Genomic DNA, 15,610 nt, shown 5'->3' with positions numbered 1-15,610 from the left:
GAAGTGGTCCTGGACGGCCCCACAAGCTGAACTCCCTCGACGAACAGGCGCTGGCGGACCTATCACAGGCCTATGATGACGCCGCTGCCGCCTTGCGCGGTGAGGTGCGCGTGCTGCTGGTTAGGGCGAGGGGCGCGCCCTCTCCGCAGGCCGGGATATTTCGGGCGTGACGCCGGAACCGGACGACGCCGAGGCGTACCTGTGCGGGTTGGTTCAGCCGCTGCTGAAGAAGATGAGCGGGTTCCCTGCGCCGACGTTTGCCGCGGCGCAGGGTGCTTGCCTGGGCGTAGGCCTGGGCCTGCTGCTGGCCACGACGTCGTGTACGTCGCCGGCGAACGCCAAATTCGGCTCGCCGTTCGCCAGGCTGGGTGCGACGCTGGATTCTTGGGGCCATTGGTACTTCACCGAGCGGCTGGGCATGCACCGGACCCTGGACCTGATCAACACCGCCGAACTGATGTCCGGGACGGAGGCAGTGGCTCAGGGGATGTTCAGCCGTGCCGTGCCGGCCGATGAATTGTTAGCCAATGCCAGGGAAATTGTGGCGAAGGTTGCCGACGGGGCCACGGGCGCCTTCACGGCGAGCAAAGTGCTCGTGGCGCATATCCGAGACCAGCGGCTGGGCCTGTGGGACGCAATGGCAGAGGAAAACGCCGAGCAGGCGCGGCTCTGCAAGACCGCGGACTACGCCGAGGGCTTCCGCGCTTTCCAAGAAAAGCGGTCGCCGGTCTTCAGAGGCCGTTGATTGCTCCTGCCGAAATCCCCTGTGGTCGAGCTTGTCGAGACCGTCGAAATCAAGTCACTCGATTGCGAGTTTTTGCGATTGATTTTGTAAGGTTCACTCATGACTATGGGGAAATCTATTACTAAAGCCGTCATTCCTGCTGCCGGTCTGGGGACTCGCTTCTTGCCCGCCACCAAGGCAATGCCGAAGGAAATGCTGCCGGTCGTCGATCGTCCGGCCATCCAGTACGTCGTGGAGGAAGCCGTCAAAGCCGGCCTTGACGACATTTTGATGATCACGGGGCGTAGCAAGCGCGCCCTTGAGGACCACTTCGACCGTGAACCCGGCTTGGAGCGCGCGCTGGAGCTGAAGGGCGATCAGGGTCGCCTGGACCTGGTCCACGAGGCCTCTGATCTTGGTCCTATCCACTACGTCCGTCAGGGCGAAGCCAAGGGTCTGGGGCACGCGGTTCTATGCGCCAGCCAGCACGTAGGCAACGAACCTTTTGCCGTCCTCCTGGGTGACGACCTCATCGATGAGGCCGAGACCCTCCTCACCACTATGATCGACGTGCAGCAGAAGACTGGCGGTTCGGTTATCGCGCTCATCGAGGTGGACCCTTCAGAGATCAGCGCCTACGGCTGCGCGGACATCACCGCCATTGAAGGCGAGGACTACGTCCGCGTCAACACCTTGGTGGAGAAGCCGGCTGCAGACGAAGCGCCGTCCAACCTGGCCGTTATCGGTCGGTACGTGCTGCATCCCTCAGTCTTCGGCGTCCTTGAGAACACGGAGCCGGGCCGCGGCGGCGAGATCCAGCTGACCGATGCCCTCCAGACGTTGGCCGCTGGCGAGGGTGAAGGCTCTGGCGTGTACGGCGTCGTGTTCAAGGGCCGCCGCTATGACACCGGCGACAAGCTGAGCTATCTGAAGGCAGTCATCACCCTGGCTTCCGAGCGAGTGGAGTTCGGCGAGGACTTGAAAACTTGGCTGAAGGCTTTCATCAGCTAACTCCGGGTGCTTCTGTGACGCTCTACAGGCCTGCCTCTGACAACGGGGTGGGCCTGTAGGCGTTTAAGGGCCTCAGCGACCAAAAGAGCGCCAATTACAGCCCCTCCTGTGTTTGTGACAAGATCCAGCGGGCTCGCGAATCGATTGTGAAGAAACAGCAGCTGGCCGAGTTCGATGCAACCCGAGACCACTAACCCCAGAATTCCGATCTGCCACGAGCGTTTTTTTGGATACGCCAGCGCCGCCACTGAGCCGAGCGGAATAAAGAGCACGACGTTGGCGGAGGCTTCGACGAATTGGTAATTGAACCAAGCGGGAATTCCGAGGGCGTGGAGGAATCTCAGGATGTCAGCCAGTTGACCCTGCACTGGTTGATCGACGGGAATGGGCCAAAAGGCAACCAGTGCCAGCGGCACAAGCATGGCTACCAGGAGCGCGCGCCAAAGCCTCGGGTTGTCGGGGAACTTCAAGAGAGACTCAGGTGGTCCGCAGCAGAGCGAGAGTCGCGGTTCCCATCGCGACTACCGCCAGCACTACGAGGAGTATGTAGGGGAGCGCCCGCGGACGCGGGAGCGGGACAGAAGCGTCCCATTGCCACGGTGTTTTGCGCCAATGTCGCCCCATAGATCATAAATACCACACTGCCGGTGGTTGAGCCTTTAGGCTCGGTGGTTAGGCGGCCTGTCTCGTTCGGTGGTTGAGCCCGTCGAAACCTTAAATGCAGCAGGTGGGCGGTGCTCCGGTTTCCCGGACCACCACCCACCCTCTTTGGTGCTTGGAAGGTGCAGCGGTTAGGCAGCAACCTCGTTCTTGGCGCGGCGGCGAACTACAACCACAGATGCTGCACCGGCGGCCAGCGCGCCAGCGCCAACCAGGGTCCAGAGGATGAGGCCCGAGTCAGCACCGGTGTTGGCAAGGCCGGCTCCTGTGTTAGCGAGGGGAGCGCCGCCGGTGTTTGCCAGGGGAGCCGCCACCGTGACTGTGACTGGGCCGATGGTGATGCCAGACGTGTTACCCGTTGCGGTGACGGAGTAGGTCCCGACCCCACTGAACGAGACCGGGAATTCAACGCGGCCCTGAGAGTCAGCGCTGGTACCAAAAGTCGTGGGTGCCTGAAAGACTGGAATCTTGGCTGCTACCGCTGTGCCGCCCGTGATGGTGACACCGCCAGCCGCCGGAGGGTTGCCGGGTGTCACGGCGATCGTGAGTGATTCGCCGGCGAGGAAACCCTGGCCGCGGAAGACGAACCGCTCGCCTGGGCCAACTGTTCCATCAAAGACGTTGGCCTGGGGCGGAAGTGGCGGGTAATTGGCGGCGATGGCCGGCGCGGTGCCGACCATTGCAAGTGATCCTGCAAGTGCGAGTGCTGCGAGCGTTTTTTTCATTGTTGTCCCCCCGGAGACGTTAAGTTTTGGTGTACCCGAATTGAGGAGGTTCCTCTCCGCACGAGACCTGTGCGAAAATCCCGGATATATATCCCACAACGACGTTACCATCCACTTCCTGTGGCTAGCAATCTCAATCCAATTGGTTTACATAGTGTTAACGCACTGTCTATAACTACTGCCCGCATGAACGAATCTCTGTGGGCAGGATCACATCTTTGACAGCTTGGACAGAGGGCGTGACAACTAAGTTAGGTTCGGTGTGCTGAACGATTTTCCCGAAAGTAAAGTCAACCGTCTTGCTCTCCCCGGGGGCCAGCCGAACGGCGAGTACACCCACGGGCCGGTTGCTGTGCAGATAGGGAGCAAAGCCGGTCCTCTGGTCGTCGACTTTGGCGGTCTCTACGTTTGCTTGGACGGGACCGTACGCCACTATGTTGGTTTGAACTGATCCGGCGGGCACGCCAAAAACGCCACCGCCGGTGACATAGGCCGGGAGCGACGTTGCTGCGTCGGCAGGTGCAGTATTTGTGCTCGTAATGCGAACAGTGGTTTGCTCGTACCCGTCTTGCGTGCATTCCTTCACCAGCTGAACTGTTCGCTTGACGTGGTAATCCATCTTGGCCCCCGTGCCGTCGTTGAAGTAAACGCCGAACTGAGCAGGGGCTATGCTCGGCCCAGTAACGGATCCGCTCAAAGCGTACTTTGCTATGACAGACTGTTCCGCCGGCAGTCCGGACCAGACGAGAACACGACCTTCGTCAGTACCGCGTGTCAACCCTGCGATCAGACCTTCGGTGTCCCCCTTTCCATGCGACAAGGCCGCAAAAATTTCCTGGGCAACGGCTGCGAAGTAGACGTCTTGCAGAGCGGGCTGCTCGATCTTTGCGTATACGTCAGAGAGCAAGGTCTGGACGACGTTCTTACCGGTCAGCTCTGTGGGCAAGCCCACGGATGCGAGTGCCACTAGCTCGGGCTGCGTCAAATTCACTGGGCCGGTGGCATCCAGAATGTAGCCCAATGCCACCGGGTCGATGGAGATCACGCCGTCAACGCGCTGTCCGGTTTTTTTCTCCCACATGGCCTGAGCGGTGCTGGCTGCTGTTGGAAAGTCGGGCGTCAGGTTCACGTCCTGCATGAACTTGCCCAGACGCGTGGAGTAGATCAGTTGTTGCTCTGGGTCCACAGGCACTATGGGGTTCACTACACCGATATCACTCGCGCTGCTTTGTGATCCGAGGGTTAGGCCACCCTTATCGAGGCTTAAAACGGCAAGCGCTCCGGGTATGCCTCCTGAGGCCCGAGTCTCGGCATTGTTTTGGATCATTAGAAGATATGTGCGCGGAGCAGTAGCTCCCATCATGCCGGGTACGATCCCGGCGGCATCGGCCGACGCGTCTAACGCGCCTGACACCGCCCACAGTTGCTCCCGAGCACTTGTCAAAGGCGCGGCAACCTGCGGCAGTAGGTCGCTAGTTTCTATCGCGTCCAGTCGTTCAGCCGACGCTCGTACGGCATGTGCCGCAGACGAGACACTCGGCGAGGCATTCAGAACCGGTTCTAAATCGGTCCCGCTGCTGCTAGGAATAAGGCTGTCCCAATTCAGCGAGCTGAATACCTTGACGAGAGGAGAAACTCCAAGTGTTGCGACGTCGTCAGCAGAGCGTGCGACCTCTGCGACCGCACTGAAATTTGCCCCCAGCCACGGAATCTCTGACGCCAAAGTCCAAAGTGGATCTACCACGGCATCGCGCGCTGCTGTAGTGTGCGAACGCAACTGACCGACGGTGACTTCAGCCGCTTCTGCCTCATCTCCCGTGATGTTGTCTTTGAGGACCGGTATCAGTTGCGTCGCAGCCTTGAGCTCGTTCGTGACAACGCTTGCCTTTGCGCCTAGCCAAATTGCGGAGGCAACAAACAGGATTGCGACTGCCGCCAGACATACTGCCACGGTTACCAGACGACGATTCTTCCTACGGCCCTTCGGGCTGAGTGTGGAGCGCGGATCGCCGGTCAAATTGCCGTTCTCGTGGTTGGTGTCTGGCACAGCGTGGGTTGGCGCCATAGTCAGGGCCGTCCCATGCCGCGGTACGTCCAGCCAGCTGCACGCCATTTGGCGGCATCGAGTACATTACGGCCATCGAGAATACGGAGCGACGAAACTCGGGAACCCACTTCATATGGGTCCAGGCTCCGGTACTGCTGCCATTCCGTAAGTAGCAGCAAGACATCGGCCTTGCCAATTGCATTTTCTAGATCGGCCTCATAGTGAAGTTCCGGGAATCGCTTCGAAGCGTTGGGAAGGGCCTCGGGGTCGGTCACTGTGACTACGGCACCCTGAAGCTGGAGTTGAGCGGCAATGCTCAGAGCAGGGGAATCCCGTACGTCATCACTTTCTGGCTTAAAAGCTGCACCCAGAACTGTGATTCGTTTGCCGAGTAAAGTTCCGCCACAGATTTCGCGTGTCAGTTCCACTACCCGTGAACGTCGACGCATATTGATGGCGTCGACCTCCCGCAAGAACGTGAGGGCTTGGTCTGCGCCAAGCTCACCGGCTCGCGCCATGAAGGCACGTATGTCTTTGGGGAGGCACCCGCCACCGAAGCCGATGCCTGCATTCAGGAACTTGCGTCCGATTCTGTCGTCCATGCCGATAGCGTCGGCAAGGCTGGTCACATCGGCGCCAGCGGCTTCGCATACTTCTGCCATCGCATTGATGAAGGAGATTTTTGTAGCCAAAAACGAATTCGCAGCAGCTTTCACCAGCTCGGCGGTTGGGTGGTCCGTAACTAGGCGAGGCGTCCCCCCAGCCAGCGAACCAGCGTAAACTTCGTCCAGCACGGCAACTGCCGGGTGGTCCTCGGACCCGTCGGCGACTCCGTAAACCAATCGGTCTGGGCTTAGTGTGTCAGACACTGCGTGACCCTCGCGAAGGAACTCTGGATTCCAAACCAAATGGGCCGTGGCTTCCTGTGCTTGGACCAGGCCAGCCAATCGTTGTGCCGTTCCGACGGGAACTGTGGACTTGCCGACGACAATGTTTCCTGACGAGATGTGTGGCAATAGCGCCAGTGTCGCGGCGTCCACGTATGTCATGTCAGCCCCATTTTCGCCCTTCTTCTGGGGTGTGCCCACACAAATAAAATGAACGTCGCTTCCCGCGGCAGCGGCCATATCCGTTGTAAACGTCAACCGGCCTGTCGCTTGGACTTCGCGAAGAAGTCCCTCCAGACCAGGCTCGTAAAAAGGGGCCGTGGCATCGGAAAGTTCAGCAATCTTACGTGTATCCACGTCTATGCCGACCACTTCGTGGCCTAGTTTAGCCATGCAGGCTGCATGGACTGCTCCGAGATAGCCGCAGCCGATAACTGAAATACGCATTTGTTCTAGTTCCTTCCCCAAGAGGGCGGTCGTCCGACTTTGAAAGTATTTAGTAGGCGCCCGTGCTGTGAAACACGGCGCGGACTGTCCGAAGAATGATTACCAGGTCCCCTGCCAACGACCAGTTCTCCACGTAGTAGAGGTCCAAGCGGACCGAATCTTGCCATGACAGGTTGGAGCGTCCGCTGACCTGCCAAAGGCCGGTCAGCCCGGGTTTGACCAACAACCGCCTCCGAACGTCATGCTCATACGCCTCAACTTCGCGGGGCAAAGGAGGACGGGGACCAACGAGGCTCATCGAACCGGCAAAGATGTTAAAGAGCTGCGGCAGTTCGTCCAAGCTGTACTTACGCAGGAACCCGCCCACGCGCGTGACCCGGGGGTCATTCCTGATCTTGAATAGAACACCGTTGCCCTCGTTGCGATGGGCGAGTTCGGCGAGACGCTGTTCGGCGTCTACGACCATCGACCGGAACTTAAGCATTCCAAAATGGGAGCCTTCGATACCCACTCGCTCCTGCCTAAAAAGAACAGGCCCTCGGCTGTCAAGCTTCACTAACATGGCTAGAAGGCCCATCAGCGGCGCTGCGAATATGATCAGGACGCCGGAAACGACGACGTCAAATAACCGCTTGGCGACACGCTGTCCACCCTCCAATGTCGGCGTAGTCACGTGGATCAGCGGCAGCCCGGCGACTTGCTGGGTGTGAATTCGTGGGCCAGCAATGTCGGTCAGAGCAGGGGCCATGATAAGTCCCACGTTTCGAGCCGCTAACTCCCAACCGAGGTGTCGGAGGGTCTGAGGATGCAACTGCACCCCGGCGGACACGGCCACGGCATCGGCATTGCTGCGATCAATGGCTTCAATTATTGAATGCACATCCGGGTCATGCCCGAGAACAGGCAGGCCAGACACTGACTCCAGCTTGGTTGCCTCCGACGTGCCAGGAGTGTAGGCGGCGATTGGCAAGTAACCAGCGTGCCTTGCACTCGTCAGAGTCGTCGCGAGATGCGCGACTGCGCTGGGGCCTCCAAGGAGTAACAGTCGCGACATGCTGCCTCCGACCTGCCGATTGACGCTCAAATGCTGGCGCAGAAGCCACCTAGCGAGAATAAGCCCGAGCAAACCTGCTGGCAGAGCGATGCCAACATACCCGCGTGCTGTGTCTATCCGGAGCACGAAGGAAACGATGGCTACAAGGCCAAAGAGCCACAAGGACGCAGCAGCAACCCTTTTGTATTCGTCAGCGCCGGAGCCCAAGATACGACTCTGTCGTGAATTCCAAGCCCCCAGCATGAGCCACCATGCCAGAACTAGGACGACCGACAGCCAGACATATGTTATTTCTTGGCCCTGCACCACAAAGTTAGGCTCCAGCCCAAACCTCACGAGGTAGGCGCCAGCAATCGCCCAAACTATAACGAACGCGTCAACAACTCGCAGTCTGCGGGATGCCCGCACGCGCCAATCCGGCATCGTCCCCAATTAGTTTCCCCATTTTGTAGTCATTTATGAATCACCGCGCGGGTTCCACCGTTAGGATACAGCCGGCCGCGAGACGGTCCGCAATATTTCGGAGCCTCTGCCCTCGAATTTGGCGCTGCCGAGTTCCTCGTACCCGGCTTCTGGGTTGGACCACCGCTAGCCAGATTCGCTCGTTGCAGTGTTCTTCATTGTCCCGGCCGCTGTCGACAAGGTGGAATTGCCCGCCATCCTCATGGCAATCTCGATCAGCAGATATGACCCATGATGTTTGGGTCTAGGAAATGGGCGGGGTCTTTAAGGGAGTTGTTGTGCGACTCAGCCGCTTAGGCGACTCCTCGTCGATGTATGCGACGGTCCCGCCCCTAGCGTGGCATCGGCAAATCTACGAAAACGGGCTTGAAACCCTCCTCCGTGTGGCCGCTCTGTGATGTCGAGCTGTTTGCATGCCTCGGAAACAGCTGCAAACACCAATTTTGGTTGGCATCCGCGACATATTGGCCTTCACACGCCGACGATGCCGAACGGATCAGCCTTGACTGTACAGGCTTTCTGTTTCGAGCCGCCCTGACTCACGCAAAGCATCGTCGCCGGAGGGTTTAGCGCAGGCTTTGACGTAAGGACGGAGCAGATCAGTTCGGCGCCCATGCGATGAGCGCCTGAGTTATGTGACGAGCGTGTGCGTCAGGCGAAATCGAATGGCGCCAAGGATTTTGTTTGTGACGATGATCTGCGACAACGGGCTGGGTCGTTAGCCAGTGTTTTTGGGGCTGTGTTAGGGTGGGCCCGCTGGCGTGCCCGATGGAGTGACCCGCAGGTGCACTTCGAACTACACGAAGTGTCATCCTGGTGAGGAGCCGGCCCGCCCGATTCCCATTCAGTGTTCGCGCTGTCGAGAATCGCAGCGAATGGAGAAAATCAAGAACTTTATTTGCAACTGCTTTTGCAGATGGTCGAATAACAATCCGGAAGCGTGGGAACTATGAAACCTGATAAACGGGCAGGCACTTCAAAGTCAGTTGCTATTATTGGAACGCGCGGCTACCCGAGTTACTACGGCGGGTTTGAGACCGCAGTACGTAAATTGGCGCCCTATTTGGCTGATTCCGGCTGGACGACGACAGTTTACGGCCGCCCAGGTTCGACTCGCGAAGATGACCCAGATGCGGACGCTCGAATCAACTGTGTCACAACTCGAGGCGTCGAAACTAAGTCTCTCAGCACTCTTTCATATGGTCTTACCGCTGTACTTCACGCGTTGGTGCACAAACCGGACGTAGCGATTGTCATGAACGTTGCCAATGGATTCTGGTTACCATTATTGCGATTACGGGGTATTCCATCAATAGTAAATGTTGATGGCATAGAATGGAAGCGCGCCAAATGGGGGAGGGCTGCCAAAGGCGTTTTTAAGCTTGGTGCAAAGTTTACGGCTTGGTTTGCCAATGAGCTTATTTCGGACTCTCTTGAAATTCGAAGGATATGGAAAGCTGATTTCAAGCGAGACTCCGTCTTCATCCCTTACGGTGGCGATGTGCCGGGGACTCTCCCGATCGTGGATGGTCTGAGTCGCCGTGGTTACGTTCTGGTCGTGGCAAGATTTGTTCCAGAAAACACCATAAGTGAATTTTTTGAAGCCATTCCTGACATAGCTGCCGTTCATCCCGTGGTTATTGTTGGTTCTTCCGGGTATGGCGGAATGTTCGACGATGCCGCGGCCGATCTCGCCGGTAGGTACTCGAACGTGACATGGATGGGGCATGTTAATGACGACGAGAAGTTGCTATCACTGTGGCAGCACTGCGGAGTCTATTTCCATGGACATAGCGTCGGCGGCACTAACCCTGCCTTAGTCCAGGCAATGGCGTGCGGAGCCCCTGTAGTGGCTCGAGATACTGTCTATAACCGCGAAGTCCTAGGGGATCTGGGTATTTTTGTCGAGCCCGACTCTCTCAGCATTGGTGCGGCTGTCAGCGGGGCAATGACGGATTTGAACCAAAATGACATCTCAGCGGACTTGGTACAGCGGGCCCGAACTGAGTATTCATGGGCAGATGTTTGCGGTCGATATGAAGCGGTAGCTCTGCGTTGGATTAGGGGACACTCGCGGGAACGGATGGAAGTCTAGGGCGCGAGTGATCCGTCTGACAACCAAAGCGAAACGGTCCTTGGCCGACTGCGCGGGCATCACTGAGAAAGCTGGGGGAGCTGAACATTGGATATGCAGGAAAATGTTCACAGCACGCAGGGCAAATGCGTTGCTTTCGTGACTTCTACGGATCCAGGCGCGGGCAGAAAAAGTTTGACGTCCCCGCGGATGTTTCCGATGCATAAATCGACCATGCTGATCTTTGTATGGGGCGCGGAATCAAGTTCCGTGGATGAGTTGGCTCAGAGGACGTCTTTTGCTGAGAGCATTTCCGACAGCAGCCCGGTATTGAAGAACGAATTCATACCAGACAACGACGCCGCAAGTACTGCCTCCACCATTGCAGGCACATCAGTCAGCACAAAGAGTGGTGTTGATGAACTCGAAAATCCACTCTTGGCCTCTGAGCCGCCAGCGATAGATGGCGCAGCGGGAATTGACGCTGTTCTGATAGGCGAAGAACACCTAGACGATGAGTCGCCGGCCAAGAGTAACGAACCTTTCAACCGTACCCTAGGCGCTTGCGCGATAGTGCCTGTCTTCGAACAACAATCGCTTCACGTCCGTAATACGTCGATGGTTGTAGTCTGTTGGCTTAAGGTAAATGCAAATATAGAACTGAAGTCTGCCGGAATCGACTCCTTGCCTCGTCGTGAAAGCCATCGACGCGAAGCGTTATGTCACTCAGCAAGCCTGCAAATTATCGCACATCTCCGTGAGGAATCGCGCTTCCGTGCGAATTTTCAGTTGCTTCGGCGAAGGGCAATATGTGAAAACAGACAGAGGGCCAAAAGTTTTGAAAAGAAATTACAACCATCTTTCGCACGAAGTGGTCACGTCGCATGAGTAATTCATCCCCACTCGTTTACGGCGGGGTTCTGGCTTTCGCCCGCGGACTGCCGATATTGGCGCTACTCCTTGCGAGCCTCAGGCTAGAAAATGACCAATTTGGACAAGTGGCTGTGGTTGTAACGGCTGCAGCTACGGCGGCGCTTTTTGCTGACTCCGGCACTGACAGTGCTGCAACCTGGCTATTGTCCCGGACGCGCACCAAGGGTCGGGCCCCTGTTATTTCTGCTCTGACCTACTACAGAGGGTTAGTGGCTGGCGGCGCCACGGCCATTTTGGTTGGGACTCAGATTCAAGTGATCGATAGTGACGACCACTGGAACGCGATCATAGTAATTTTGTGTTGCTTGGGGAATGTGCTTAGCGCAAGGAACAGCAGCAATCGAATCATATTAAGAATCGATGCCACTGGCGAAAAACGGTCCATTCTGCTGGAGAAGGCTGGCATCGGAGTTCTGTTCATGGTTTTTACTTGGATGGTTCCAGCTGACACTCAGTGGATTCTCATGGGCTATGGCATTGCGACTGTTGTCGGGGGACTTGTAGCTAGCCGGCCCCCGAGCCTCGCGGAGTGGTCCACGTCGTGGTCGGATGTCCGTCGACTGGCAACGGCGACATTCCCATTTGTAGCTACGACAATCTGTAGTGCTGTAATTTGGCGCCTCCCGACGTTTGTCCTGGGACAGACCGGACAGTTGGCAGAAGCCGGATATTTGGCGCTTGCCTCGTACCCCGTTATTCTCTTGACATCGATTCCGGTTCTTAGCGCTCCTCTATTGCTGGTCAATGGCGGTGCACATAGCTTAAACCCATTGTCTACGGTTCGAAAAGGAGCCGTTGCTGGCTTTTTTTGCGCCTGCATGGTCGCTGGAGCAGCCCTCATTGCCACGGTTCTTCCCCTGGATAGCTTGATCGCCAGCAACGTACTTTCAACTATTCTTGTTTTGTCTGCCTCCATGATTCCCCTCTGGATAAATCCCCTGATGGTGGCAACGCTGAGGGTAAGAAAGGGACTTTGGGTACCCATAACGGCCAACATAGCCGGTGCAGTCGTGGGGGTCCTGGTTTTGGCGCCGTTTATCAATACGTGGCACGCTGAAGGGGCCGCAACCGCCATTGTCTTGGCAGAGACTGTAATACTCGGTCTGCTTCTATTCATTCTATTTTTTCGCAAGGACATGTCTCGTCATGTCAATTAGATTTGATAGGCAGTCCCTTTTTCGCCAGATGCTGCCTTCAAGCGTCAACTTGGAGACGCTCGGAGGGAAGAGATGCGGCTGCTTCGATCCTGTTCAAACTGTCGAATGTACGTCGATCGTCATTTCGCCTCTGTGTTGGCGCGACAAATGCGCTCCAGCACATGAAAGAGTGGATTCCCCGGTCCGTCGCGTAATCAGATCCATCCATGGCTACATGACGGCTAACCTTCGCCATCGCAGGTGGGGTTGGAGCCCTCCAACATATTCCGACTGGCTGGCGCGGAATCAGTCTGTGTTTCAGTCTTGGCAGTTCCACAGAGGGGAAAGTTTCGCATGATTAGTCAAGTTGCTTGGGCGGTACCCCCGGGGGGGAAGACAAATACGAGGCCGGTCTTGTTGACCCGTGAGCTCGTTAAGCTCGGCGTCGTTAGTGAATCCTACGAGACGCTATTCCACGGGCGTCAGGGATCAGTATCCGGACACACAAATTCTGGTAAATGGTGGCCGGGAGGTCGACTCCACGGGACCGGAAGTGCGCGGGCAGTGCTTTCACCTGTCTTTTTTTCCTTGAGGGAGCGAAGCTCAAAATGGATTGATTTCTACGATGATTGGTCAATCGCGCCGGACATCAATTTATGGCACCGAACTATCAGTGCTTTGTCTTATAGGGCAGTGGCCACGGGACGTAGTGCAGCATCCGGAGTGACGTGTAATAGCCCTTATATGGCTGCAAAACTTGGCCTGCCGTCCACGGCAATAGTTCCTAATGGTGTTGCTCCCGAGGTTGCTGCACTAAAGACCGCAGACGATTCAACGCGTCGGCTTGTCCTTTTAGGTCACTTTTTCTCGGGACGGACAGATTTTGATCTCATCGAAAGAATTTGTTCACTCGAATATTTCGATGAAGTGGTTATTGGTGCACCCGGATCCGATCCGACGATGCTAGCACTGTTGGGGCGTCTCAGGCACCGTTTGGGTTCAGCATTGCAAGTCCATGAGTGGCTGTCGGTTGACGATTTAGCCGCTTTGTCCGGACGGCAAACCGCAGCGGTCGTGCCCCACGTGGTGAGTGACTATACGCTGAGCCAGGATTTGATGAAGGTATATACTCTCTCGGCGTTGGGTATTAGAGTCATTTGCCCGCGATTGCTCTGGCCACACACGTTGCGGAAGGACTTCGCGTACCTTCTTGACTACGGCGTAAGACTGGAGGATACGCTCGCAGAGTGGCTTGAAGGTCCTGGTCCCACCGAGGTCTGGCGTCAACGCATCGGAATCGAACACTCGTGGCAGACCCGCGCACGACAAGTTGCCGGATTGATTGGTGAAGTTTCATGCTGAGCGTGACGATAGTACTCTTTCGGCCCAAATCAGATGATTTCAGCAGAACTGTTGAGTCACTTGTCGAAAACGCGAAGGATATCGCCTCGGTTCACATCTTGGTTTCCGGTACCCGAAATGAATTCTCGTCCATCGTGACTTTGACGGAGGAATTGAGAACAGCCACGAAATGCTTCATTCATCACAGATTCGATAATCTTGGGTTTGCATCTGGGCACAACTTTCTGTTGGAAGAATCATTCCGTTTGGGCGCACACGCGGTACTAGTTTTGAACCCTGATGTTGTGCTGCAGCCGGAATCAATGAAGAGACTTGGGGCCAAAGCTAAAGAGCAACAGCAACCAATCTTGTTGGGACCCACGCTCAGTCGAGCAACAGATGGAGGAGATTCCACTCAGACTTTTGACAGCGCTGGAATCGAATGGACGAAGTCGGGGCGCCATTTCGACAAGTTTCAGGGTGACCGCTGGATGATCCACGATGGCCAGCAGAATGTTGTTAGTGGCGTCACTGGCGCTTGTTTGGTAGTTGATAGGAAATCATTCGACCAGATTCGAAGTCAGTCCGGCCACTTTTTCGACGATTTGTTCCTTGCTTACCGAGAGGACGCGGAGCTTGGCATCCGGGCCAACAAGTTGGGGATTCCGTCGGCGGTCTTCGATATGGAAGGATTCTCCCACGTGAGGAGCGTCAGGGGCTACGAGCGTGGAAACAGGCTCGCGGATCTGCTGGGCGTCCGCAATCGATTCCTCTTGGCGTGGTCATTGGGCAAGCTGCGTCCAGGAAACCCGCTCGTCGCGAGGGCCCGCGACGGACTTGTGATCTTAGCATCGTTGCTGATCGAACGTAGCAGTCTCCCGGGGCTTAGGGATGCTTTCGCGATCCGGCGATATGCAAGTTATCGCGGTCGCAACTGGCGCCGGTCCGCTGCCAGGAAGGCAAGATAATGGAGAAACTTGGTGCATTGGCTGTTGAGGTAAAGCCAACTTCGGGGCGAATCGACTCGTGGGATTTCTTGAGGGGTGTTGCCGTAGGGTTCGTTCTCCTGCGGCATGCGTGGCCGGATGTGTTTGCTGGTGCAGGCGTTACGGGAGTGACGATGTTCTTTGGTCTATCAGGGTTCTTGATAACCGACATTATCCAGTCCGAGATCCGCAAGACCGGGAGGCTGTCGTATAGACGGTTCTACCTCAACCGCGGGTTCCGGCTACTCCCGGCCCTGCTTGTAGTCCTGCTGGTGTATGTCACCGTGGAACTCACAACGGAGCGGATGGGAGACACGAACCCGATTCTAAGCTTCGTGGTGGGCCTGGGATATGTGGCAAACGTTCCGGGCATACACCTTGGGCCCGGCCTTGGGCACATGTGGACTCTGGCGGTCGAGGAGCAGTTCTATCTTCTGTGGCCTCTGCTACTAATTTTTGCCCTGCGCAAGTCTAAGGTAGGCCTAATGGTTGCATCCGTGCTGGTCGGCTGCATGTTCCTGACTATGGCTGCGTTACTTGTGGTTCCCTCGACCGCGACAGTGTACACATTGCCGACATCATGGGTGCCTGCCCTCATCATCGGAGCTGCCTCCCGTCTGTACTTGGAACGGGTTCGCCGTCTCGCCAATTGGCGTTGGCTTCAGATCATCGCGGCGGCAGTCCTTGTCGGATTCTGCTTCGTCCCCCAAGCGAAGGATCTGCCACTGACATACTTGCTCTTCGGGCCGATCATTGCAGCATGTGTAGCAACTTTGGTAGTGGCGGGCATCTCCTATCCACGAGTTCCGCGGATTCTCATGCCTTTAACGCTCCTGGGGCGTATCTCGTATGGCACATATCTTTGGAACTTCGTTGTCGTATGCTGGCTGCGAGGCAGCGTTGATGGGGAGGGCTACGCACTTGAGGGTATAGTGCTAACTTTGGCTGCGGCAGTTGCATCGTGGTTCCTCGTTGAACAGCCTTCACAGAAGCTTAAGAGAGCGATAATCCGCCGTAGTCAACGGGACTCCAAGAGAGAGTTGAATCCGGCATGACGAGACTAACTGCAACGAACCCAGCGCCCACGCAGAAGTCGGGGGGATGGTCCATAGCAGTTATTCTC

12 protein-coding genes and 1 pseudogene are annotated in these 15,610 nt (G+C 56.7%); 8 read left to right on the top strand and 5 right to left on the bottom strand.

Annotation, left to right across the window (positions count from 1 at the left end; genetic code table 11):
* Positions 1–3 precede the first annotated feature (3 nt).
* Both AC3IT0_RS17225 and galU read left to right on the top strand, forming a co-directional pair.
* A pseudogene (locus AC3IT0_RS17225) lies at positions 4–745 on the top strand (enoyl-CoA hydratase/isomerase family protein).
* 99 nt (positions 746–844) lie between these two features.
* Positions 845–1,735, top strand: a complete 891-nt coding sequence (gene galU, locus AC3IT0_RS17220; RefSeq protein ID WP_489320893.1) for a UTP--glucose-1-phosphate uridylyltransferase GalU — start codon at positions 845–847, stop codon at positions 1,733–1,735.
* Here the strand turns inward: galU and AC3IT0_RS17215 are convergent.
* From AC3IT0_RS17215 to AC3IT0_RS17195, 5 genes are all read right to left on the bottom strand, one after another.
* Entirely contained in the window at positions 1,732–2,205 is a 474-nt protein-coding gene (locus AC3IT0_RS17215) for a VanZ family protein (RefSeq protein ID WP_489320892.1), read from the bottom strand. The genes galU and AC3IT0_RS17215 overlap by 4 nt on opposite strands.
* Positions 2,206–2,526: 321 nt before the next feature.
* Positions 2,527–3,120, bottom strand: coding sequence for an LPXTG cell wall anchor domain-containing protein (locus tag AC3IT0_RS17210; protein WP_489320891.1), 594 nt, complete (start codon positions 3,118–3,120; stop codon positions 2,527–2,529).
* Positions 3,121–3,295: 175 nt separating this feature from the next.
* Complete coding sequence (locus tag AC3IT0_RS17205; protein WP_489320890.1) at positions 3,296–5,167, bottom strand: DUF4012 domain-containing protein; 1,872 nt, start codon at positions 5,165–5,167, stop codon at positions 3,296–3,298.
* Positions 5,168–5,187: 20 nt separating this feature from the next.
* Positions 5,188–6,501, bottom strand: a complete 1,314-nt coding sequence (locus tag AC3IT0_RS17200; RefSeq protein WP_489320889.1) for a UDP-glucose dehydrogenase family protein — start codon at positions 6,499–6,501, stop codon at positions 5,188–5,190.
* A gap of 49 nt (positions 6,502–6,550) precedes the next feature.
* Positions 6,551–7,978, bottom strand: coding sequence for a sugar transferase (locus tag AC3IT0_RS17195; protein ID WP_489323832.1), 1,428 nt, complete (start codon positions 7,976–7,978; stop codon positions 6,551–6,553).
* A 988-nt stretch (positions 7,979–8,966) separates the two neighbouring features.
* Between AC3IT0_RS17195 and AC3IT0_RS17190 the strand changes: the two genes are divergently transcribed.
* From AC3IT0_RS17190 to AC3IT0_RS17165, 6 genes are all read left to right on the top strand, one after another.
* Positions 8,967–10,112 (top strand): DUF1972 domain-containing protein, encoded by a 1,146-nt coding sequence (locus AC3IT0_RS17190; protein WP_489320888.1) that lies wholly within the window; start codon positions 8,967–8,969, stop codon positions 10,110–10,112.
* Positions 10,113–10,325: 213 nt separating this feature from the next.
* Positions 10,326–10,979, top strand: a complete 654-nt coding sequence (locus AC3IT0_RS17185; protein WP_489320887.1) for a hypothetical protein — start codon at positions 10,326–10,328, stop codon at positions 10,977–10,979.
* Entirely contained in the window at positions 10,976–12,181 is a 1,206-nt protein-coding gene (locus AC3IT0_RS17180; protein ID WP_489320886.1) for a polysaccharide biosynthesis protein, read from the top strand. The genes AC3IT0_RS17185 and AC3IT0_RS17180 overlap by 4 nt, the downstream gene beginning before the upstream one ends.
* 723 nt (positions 12,182–12,904) lie before the next feature.
* Positions 12,905–13,522, top strand: a complete 618-nt coding sequence (locus AC3IT0_RS17175; protein WP_489320885.1) for a hypothetical protein — start codon at positions 12,905–12,907, stop codon at positions 13,520–13,522.
* A gap of 2 nt (positions 13,523–13,524) precedes the next feature.
* Positions 13,525–14,469 (top strand): glycosyltransferase family protein, encoded by a 945-nt coding sequence (locus AC3IT0_RS17170; RefSeq protein WP_489320884.1) that lies wholly within the window; start codon positions 13,525–13,527, stop codon positions 14,467–14,469.
* On the top strand, positions 14,469–15,542 hold the full coding sequence (locus AC3IT0_RS17165; protein WP_489320883.1) for an acyltransferase family protein: 1,074 nt from the start codon (positions 14,469–14,471) through the stop codon (positions 15,540–15,542). Before AC3IT0_RS17170 ends, AC3IT0_RS17165 begins: the two co-directional genes overlap by 1 nt.
* Positions 15,543–15,610: the final 68 nt, after the last annotated feature.

Source organism: Pseudarthrobacter sp. KH_020_B (assembly GCF_057840185.1).
Note: the sequence above shows the minus strand (reverse complement) of the source record. Positions and strands in the feature narration are given on the sequence as shown.